This window comes from Rhodoblastus sp., from assembly GCF_052145335.1.
In the GTDB taxonomy this organism is placed as follows: Bacteria; Pseudomonadota; Alphaproteobacteria; order Rhizobiales; family Beijerinckiaceae; genus Rhodoblastus.
Window position 1 is genome coordinate 1 of the sequence record NZ_JBKQOU010000205.1, and the last position, 7,286, is coordinate 7,286.

Here is a 7,286-nt window from a genome sequence, read left to right on the forward strand (position 1 = left end):
TCCCTGGGCGCGAGGTAAGGCGCTGCGATCGAGATCACGTAAAAGGCGCCGTTCGCCAAGATCCTGCCGTCGATCAGCGCACGTGGATTGCGCGCATAGGCGAAGGATAGCCAATAGCTGGCGACCAGGTTGCTCACACCAATATCGGCTTCGGTAACCCACCTGATCAAACTGCGCAGGTTCGATGACGTGCGGTCGGCTTTTTTCGCGACCATAGCTGTTCCCCGATCCATTTGGTCCCGAAGGAGGCGCCAACGCGACATAGGTCAACCTTTTCCCCGTCAAAGCCCCAACACTTCTTCAACCGGTGTAATCGGAAGGCCGTGGGCTTTGCCGACTGGCAAAGACGTGATCTTCCCATCTGAAATATTCAGTCCCGCGCGCAAATGTGCGTCGCTTCGCAAGGCCTCACGCCAGCCTTTGTCCGCGATTGCCAGAACAAATGGGAGAGTGGCGTTATTAAGAGCGAATGTCGATGTCCGCGGGACTGCGCCGGGCATGTTGGTTACGCAGTAATGCACAATTCCGTCGACGATATAAGTCGGGTCGGAATGTTTGGTCGGTTTCGAACTCTCGCAGCAACCACCCTGGTCGATCGCCACATCGACGATAACGCTTCCTGGCTTCATAACTCCGAGCATCTCACGACTTATGATCTTTGGAGCCTTCGCCCCAGGCAGGAGAACCGCCCCGATCAGGAGGTCGGCCCGTTTCACCAGCTCGGCGATGGCGGCGCGGGTGGAAAAAATGGTGCGCACTGCATTGCCAAACCGAAGATCGATCTTGCGCAACGCGTCCGGACTGCGGTCCACTACGATGACATTCGCGCCCATGCCGAGCCCGATCGTCGCCGCATGAGTTCCGACGACGCCTCCGCCCAAAATGACGACCTCCGCCGCAGGAACACCCGGCACGCCAGCAAGCAAAACTCCCCGTCCACCGGCCGGCTTCTCTAGCCAGTGAGCGCCGACTTGCGGAGCAAGTCGGCCCGCGACCTCCGACATCGGCGTCAGCAATGGAAGACCGCCTGTTAGCGAGGTTACGGTTTCATAGGCGATGCAATTCGCTCCGGATTGCATAAGATCCCGCGTCTGTTGCGCATCCGGCGCTAAGTGAAAATAGCCGAAAAGGGTCTGGTCCCGCCGAAGCTTTGTCCGCTCCAAAGGCTGCGGCTCCTTAACTTTGACGATAAGTTCCGCAGTTTCAAAAATAAGATCTGGTCCCTCGCAAAGCTCCGCGCCCGCGTCGCGATATGCGACGTCATCAATCCCTGCGCCGTTCCCTGCACCAGCTTCGACTATGACTTCATGGCCATGTTGAACCAGTTCGGTTACCGAGGAAGGTATGAGACCCACTCGATATTCATTGTCCTTGATTTCCTTTGGCACGCCGATTCGCATGAATCCTCCTGAAGTCGCCGAACAATTTATTTGCGGCCAAGATTAAAAAAACTTGAGGGGCCGATCCTATCTTGCAACCTCCCGTTTTCGGCGGAAAGGATTCATCGGCCAATTTCGTTAGAGATCCGGGTGCGCCGTTGATCGGTCCGCCACAAATCGACCCCGGATTCTCGACTTCTGCCGTGTTTTGCAATCCCGTGGCGCCGGCAGACATGGCGCCGGACCCGGCGCAAGCGTGGGGACGCGTTCGCCGTACCGATTGACGTGCGTCATGGCCGGCTCCGCAAAGCGCGCGCATTCTGTGGCGTGGAAGCTGTGGAAGGCCAATATGGACTGGCAGCGAATCCGGAAACGCCCCGAAGACCGCCTCGGCGCCAATCTGGCCGATTACGACGCGTGCGCCCGCACATTCTCGTGGGCGCAGGCGCGTGCGCTGCTTGACGGTTTGCCGAATGGCGGTCTCAACATCGCGCACGAAGCGGTGGACAGGCAGGTGGCGGCCGGGAATGGCGTGAGGCTCGCCTTGCGATGTATCGGGCGTGACGATCGCGTCCGGGATTTCACTTATGAGGCGCTCGGGGCGGCCATCAACAAATTCGGCAATGTTCTGGCGCGACGCGGCGTGTCCAAGGGAGATCGCGTCTTCACGTTGCTCGGCCGGGTTCCCGAGCTTTATATCGCCGCGCTCGGCACGCTCAAGAACGGCAGCGTCTTCTCGCCGCTGTTCTCGGCGTTTGGGCCGGAGCCGATCAAGGCGCGCATGACCATCGGGGACGCCAAGGTCCTGATCACTTCCGAAGCGTTCTACCGGCGCAAGATTGAACCCTGGCGCAAGGAACTCGCCACGCTCCAGCATATTTTTTTGACCGACTGCTCGAACAATCCGCCGGAAGGCGCGACAGATCTGGCCGCCGCCATGGCGGATTGCCCGGACTCTTTCGAAACCATCTGGACGGCGCCCGAAGACATGGCCCTGCTGCACTTCACCAGCGGCACGACCGGCCGGCCAAAGGGGGCCGTGCATGTGCATGAGGCCGCGGTCGGCCACCATATCACCGGGCGGTTCGCGCTCGACCTGCGGCCGGACGACGTTTTCTGGTGTACGGCCGATCCCGGATGGGTGACCGGCGTCTCCTACGGAATCATCTCGCCGCTGACCAATGGCGCGACATTAATCGTCGACCAGGCGGACTTCGACGCCGAACGCTGGTATCGCATCCTCGAACGGGAGAAAGTATCGGTCTGGTACACGGCGCCAACCGCCATCCGCATGCTGATGAAGGCCGGGGCCGGGATCGCCGGACGGTTCGATCTTTCCCATCTTCGGTTGATGGCGAGCGTCGGCGAGCCGCTCAATCCGGAAGCGGTGGTCTGGGGCGTCGAGGCTCTTGGCAAGCCCTTCCACGATAATTGGTGGCAGACCGAGACCGGCGGAATCATGATCTCCAATTTTCGCTCGATGGACGTCAAGCCTGGATCCATGGGCCGCCCGCTTCCCGGCGTCGGCGCCGGCATCGTCGAGCGCTGCGAAGACGGAACGGTGCGGGAGATCGTCGCGCCGATGACGAGCGGCGAACTCGCGCTGCGCCCGGGCTGGCCTTCGATGATGCGGGCCTATCTCCATGAAGACCAGCGCTATCGCAAGTGCTTCGCGGACGGCTGGTATCTGACCGGCGATCTCGCCATGCGCGACGATGAGGGCTATTATTGGTTTGTCGGACGGGCGGACGACGTCATCAAGAGCGCGGGTCACCTGATTGGTCCTTTCGAAGTGGAGAGCGCGCTCATGGAGCATCCAGCCGTCGCCGAAGCGGCCGTCATCGGCATGCCTGATCCGACGGCAGGCGAGTTCGTAAAGGCCTTCGTCGCGCTGAAAGGCGGTTTCGAGCCGAGCGACGCGCTCAGGAAGGAACTGCTCGGCCATGCCCGCCAGCGTCTTGGACCGGCCGTCGCGCCGAAGGACATCGCCTTTCGCCAGAACCTGCCGAAGACGCGCAGCGGCAAGATCATGCGGCGTCTTCTGAAGGCGCGCGAACTCGGCCTCCCCGAAGGGGACCTTTCAACGCTCGAGAGCGAGGAGCGATGAGCGATGAGCCAAGAGACCGACAAGCCCCATCTCACGCGGACGCACGACCTGGATCTCCTCTCGCAGATGATCCGCATCCGGCGCTTTGAGGACAAATGCGCCGAGCTTTACACGCAAGGAAAGATTCGTGGATTTTTGCATCTTTACGATGGCGAGGAGGCGATCGCCGTCGGAATCATCCCGGTGCTGGAGCGGCGCGACCGGATTGTATCGACTTACCGCGAACACGGGCATGCGCTGGCGCGCGGAATGCCGATGGGCGTTGCGCTTGCCGAAATGTATGGAAAGCGCGAGGGCTGCAGCCGGGGACGCGGCGGCTCCATGCATTTATTCGATCGAGCCACGAATTTCTTTGGCGGCAACGCCATCGTGGGCGGAGGCTTGCCGCTCGCGATCGGCCTAGCCCTCGCCGATCGCATGCGGGGCGACAAGGCGGTGACCGCCTGTTTCTTTGGCGATGGGGCGGTTGCTGAAGGCGAGTTTCACGAGAGCGCCAACCTTGCCGCGCTATGGCGGTTGCCCGTCCTGTTTGTGTGCGAAAACAATCTTTACGCGATGGGCACGGCGTTGGCGCTTTCGGAATCGGAGACCGACCTCCAGCACAAGGCTGCCTGTTACCGCATCGAGTCCGAGGCTGTCGACGGCATGGACGTCGTCGCGGTCGAAGCTGCCGCCCGCCGCGCCGTGCATGCGGTGCGCGAGACCGGCAAGCCCTATTTCCTCGAATGCCATACATACCGGCTGCGCGCGCACTCGATGTTCGACGCCCAGCTTTATCGTGACAAGGCCGAGGTCGAAGCCTGGCGGCACAGGGACCCCATCGTGCGTTTTCAGGGATGGCTTGAGGCGAACCACATGATTCATCCCGAGGAATTGGCGCGCATCGAGACTGCGGTTGTTGCGGAGATCGATGAAGCCGTCACCTTCGCCGAGTCAGGGTCATGGGAAGCGGTCGAGGACCTGACGCGCTTCGTCTATGCGGAGCCGGCGACATGAACGGATCGCGGGGCGCCATGACGCAGGAAAGACGTCAATCCGAAATGACGGAGCTAACCTATCGCGATGCGATTCGGGAGGCCATTCGCGATGCGCTGAGTCGTGACGAGCGGGTTTTCTTGATGGGAGAGGACGTCGGCCGCTACGGCGGCTGCTACGCGGTGAGCAAAGGGCTGCTGGCCGAATTCGGCCCCGAGAGAATCCGTGATGCGCCGCTCTCTGAGTCCGGCTTCACCGGAGCCGGCATCGGCGCCGCGATCGCCGGCATGCGCCCGATCGTGGAGCTGATGACCGTCAATTTCAGCCTGCTCGCTCTCGACCAGATCCTCAATACGGCGGCCACGATGCGCCACATGTCGGGGAACCAGTTCGGCGTTCCGCTGGTGATCCGCATGGCCACCGGCGCCGGCCGCCAGCTCGCGGCCCAGCATTCGCACAGCCTCGAGGGCTGGTACGCCCATATCCCCGGCATCAAGGTGCTCGCGCCGGCGACGATCGAAGATGCGCGGGGCATGCTGTGGACAGCGCTGCAGGATCCGGATCCGGTGCTCATTTTCGAGAACGTGATGCTTTACAACATGACGGGCAACCTCGCCTCCGACGCGGGCGCCGTCGATATCGACAAGGCCGCGGTTCGCCGGGCCGGGAATGACGTGTCGCTCATCACCTATGGCGGCTCCCTGTGGAAGACGCTAGAGGCGGCCGCAGCGCTCGCCGGCGAGAATATCGACGCCGAAGTGATCGATCTGCGCAGCTTGCGGCCGCTTGACGAAGCCACCATCCTTGCGTCGGTCGTCAAGACCCGCCGTGCGGTCATCATTGACGAGGGTTGGCGCAGTGTCGGCCTGGCTGCGGAAGTCTGCGCCCGAATTGTCGAGCAGGCGTTTTATGAACTTGACGCGCCGGTCGGGCGCGTGTGCAGCGTAGAAACGCCCATTCCCTATGCCCGGCACCTTGAAGAGGCCGCGATCCCGCAAACGTCGAAGATCGTCGCAGCGGCCAAAGCCGCGCTCGGCAGGGCGTGATGAGCGGCGCCGTCACCGAATTTCGCATGCCTTCGCTGGGAGCCGACATGGAGGCTGGCACAATGGTCGAATGGCTGGTCAAACCCGGCGACAAGGTCGACCGCGGGGACATCGTCGCGATAGTCGAAACACAAAAGGGGGCGATTGAAATAGAAGTCTTCGAGGCCGGCCGGATCGAGGAAATTCTTGTCGATTCGGGCGGAAAGGTTCCCGTCGGCGCGCCGCTCGCACGCATTCGAACGGAGGCGGAACCCACCGCCCAGCCGCGAACGCAGCCGCCCATGGCGGGAGCCGCGCCGCCGCCCACAAGCGCCACTTCGACCGCAAGCACGCCTTCGGCCGCGATCCAGCCGTCCCCGACCCTGGCCTCGCCGATCGCCGGAGCGCCCCGCAGGACTGGCCGCATCCTGGCTTCCCCGGCCGCGCGCCAGTTGGCGCGGCTGCAGGGCGTTGACCTTTCGACCATTGCGGGCAGCGGTCCATCGGGCGCGATCGTCCGCTCGGACGTCGAACGGATGCGCGCCGCGACGGAAACGAAAAGGGCGATTGGGTTCGACTTCGACGCCATGCGCGTGGCGATCGCCGCCGCCATGACCAGATCCAAACGGGAGATCCCGCATTATTATCTTCAGCATCAGTTCGACGTCACCGCCTGCCAGCAATGGCTGTCCCGAAGGAACGCGACATTGGCGCCCCCCGATCGCCTGCTGTTCGCCGCGCTCGCGATCAAGTCCGTCGCTCTCGCCGTCCATCGCTATCCCCAATTCAACGGTTTTTACCGGGACGGGAAGTTTGAACCGTCGTCCGCCGCCCATATTGGCGTGGCGATCGCCATTCGCGGCGGGGGGCTGGCCGCGCCGGCTTTGCATAATGTCGACAGGCTCTCGCTCGACGAACTGATGGCGCGGTTGCGCGACCTCGTTCAGCGGATGCGAAGCGGACGAATTCGCGGCTCGGAGATTGCCGACCCGACCATTACGGTATCAAGTCTTGGCGAACGGGGCGTCGAGGCGATGTTCGGCATTGTCTATCCGCCGCAGGTTGCGCTTGTCGGATGTGGCAAGGTGGTCGAGCGGCCATGGCTGGTCGGGAACCGTGTTGAAGCGCGCTCCGTCGTGACCGCGACCCTTTCCGGGGACCATCGCGTCAGCGATGGTCACGCGGGCGCCTTGTTTCTTGCCGAAATTGACAGACTGCTTCAGGAGCCGGAAAAGCTATGAACGAGGCCGAAATACGGGAGGCGCTCTGGCAGGAGCTCGGCAACATTGCGCCTGAAATGGACCTGCGGCAGCTCGATCCAAGTGCGAACCTGCGCGAGGCCCTCGATATCGATTCGATGGACTTCCTCAACTTCGTCACGGCGATCCACCGTCGCCTCGGCGTCGACATCCCGGAACTCGATTACCCAAAACTCGGCACGCTCGATGGCGCGGTGAACTATCTCAAGGTCAAGCTCAGACGATGATCCCCTGGCGAGATCTGCCCGCGCCACTCGGCGCGCTTCGTGATCTGGCGCTCGATCTGCGCTGGACATGGAGCCATGAGGCCGACGCGCTATGGGCCCGGGTGGACGATGGACTGTGGCGGGGGACGCGCAATCCATGGACCGTGATCGAAGACGTCTCCGCCGCCCGTTGGATGAACTTGCCGCGGACGCCAGCTTCGTCGCGCATCTCGATCAACTCGACGCGGCGCGGCGCGCCTATTTGACTGGCCGCAGCTGGTTGGCCGAAGCGCGGGGCGGCGCGTCGCTGGGCGGCGTCGCCTGGTTCAGCATGG

General features: G+C 62.7%; 8 protein-coding genes. 6 read left to right on the top strand and 2 right to left on the bottom strand.

Going from position 1 to position 7,286, the window contains the following annotated elements; genetic code table 11:
- Both ACLP2E_RS13170 and ald read right to left on the bottom strand, forming a co-directional pair.
- On the bottom strand, positions 1–215 hold a 215-nt coding region (locus tag ACLP2E_RS13170), incomplete at its 3' end, for a hypothetical protein (protein WP_442466193.1).
- 66 nt (positions 216–281) lie between these two features.
- Positions 282–1,400, bottom strand: a complete 1,119-nt coding sequence (gene ald / locus ACLP2E_RS13175) for an alanine dehydrogenase (protein ID WP_442466194.1) — start codon at positions 1,398–1,400, stop codon at positions 282–284.
- A 328-nt stretch (positions 1,401–1,728) separates the two neighbouring features.
- On the opposite strand from ald, the gene acsA reads away from it, so the two are divergent.
- From acsA to ACLP2E_RS13205, 6 genes are read left to right on the top strand one after another with little or no spacing between them, the layout of a single operon-like run.
- Positions 1,729–3,486, top strand: coding sequence for an acetate--CoA ligase (gene acsA / locus ACLP2E_RS13180; RefSeq protein ID WP_442466195.1), 1,758 nt, complete (start codon positions 1,729–1,731; stop codon positions 3,484–3,486).
- A gap of 3 nt (positions 3,487–3,489) precedes the next feature.
- On the top strand, positions 3,490–4,482 hold the full coding sequence (pdhA, locus tag ACLP2E_RS13185) for a pyruvate dehydrogenase (acetyl-transferring) E1 component subunit alpha (protein ID WP_442466196.1): 993 nt from the start codon (positions 3,490–3,492) through the stop codon (positions 4,480–4,482).
- Entirely contained in the window at positions 4,479–5,507 is a 1,029-nt protein-coding gene (locus tag ACLP2E_RS13190) for an alpha-ketoacid dehydrogenase subunit beta (protein ID WP_442461492.1), read from the top strand. Before pdhA ends, ACLP2E_RS13190 begins: the two co-directional genes overlap by 4 nt.
- Positions 5,507–6,727 (top strand): dihydrolipoamide acetyltransferase family protein, encoded by a 1,221-nt coding sequence (locus ACLP2E_RS13195; RefSeq protein WP_442466197.1) that lies wholly within the window; start codon positions 5,507–5,509, stop codon positions 6,725–6,727. Before ACLP2E_RS13190 ends, ACLP2E_RS13195 begins: the two co-directional genes overlap by 1 nt.
- A complete protein-coding gene (locus ACLP2E_RS13200) occupies positions 6,724–6,972 on the top strand; it encodes an acyl carrier protein (protein ID WP_442461494.1) in 249 nt (82 codons plus the stop codon). The genes ACLP2E_RS13195 and ACLP2E_RS13200 overlap by 4 nt, the downstream gene beginning before the upstream one ends.
- Positions 6,969–7,217: a DUF3417 domain-containing protein gene (locus tag ACLP2E_RS13205; protein WP_442466198.1), complete on the top strand. Its 249-nt coding sequence runs from the start codon at positions 6,969–6,971 to the stop codon at positions 7,215–7,217. Before ACLP2E_RS13200 ends, ACLP2E_RS13205 begins: the two co-directional genes overlap by 4 nt.
- Positions 7,218–7,286 lie beyond the last annotated feature (69 nt).